Source organism: Methylobacterium sp. J-068 (assembly GCF_022829445.1).
Classification (GTDB): Bacteria; Pseudomonadota; Alphaproteobacteria; order Rhizobiales; family Beijerinckiaceae; genus Methylobacterium.
This window is the reverse complement of record NZ_JAKSXY010000123.1, coordinates 1-464: the sequence shown is the minus strand read 5'-3', so window position 1 is coordinate 464 and position 464 is coordinate 1. Positions and strand designations below refer to the sequence as shown.

1 protein-coding gene is annotated in these 464 nt (G+C 65.7%); it reads right to left on the bottom strand.

What is annotated here, in order from left to right:
• Positions 1 to 19: 19 nt before the first annotated feature.
• Positions 20 to 464, bottom strand: a 445-nt coding sequence (locus MKK54_RS22980; protein ID WP_244014692.1) for a transposase, incomplete at its 5' end; no start/stop codon positions are given.

Here is a 464-nt window from a genome sequence, read left to right as displayed (position 1 = left end):
TGATACCGTTTCCGGTTGATTAGTTCGGTCTGGCAGGCTGTGGCCACCAATGGAAGAGTGTGTTGGCGCGCAGGATGTCTGGTTGGGCTTCGAGGTCGCGGCAGCGTTGCTCGATGCGGTCTTGGATCTCGGTCAAGCGGTCGAAGTGCTGGTTGACGATGGGTTCGTCGACGAGCCGCCAGAGGTGTTCGGCGGGCTGGAGCTCGGGGGTGTAGGGCGGCAGGTAGACGAGCCGCAGACCGTCTGGCAGGCGCAGTCCGGGTTCGGTGTGCCATCCGGCTCCGTCGAGCATCAGGATGATCGTGCGCTGTGGGCCTGCACCGGCCTCGCGGGCGAACAGCGCTAGCAGGCGCTCGAAGAGCGGCTTGGAGACGCCGTTGCCGACGTACCAATGGCTCTCGCCGGTGGCCGGCGCCACGAAGGCGGTGACGTAGAGCCACTCGTAGCGATGATGGCCGAGCGCG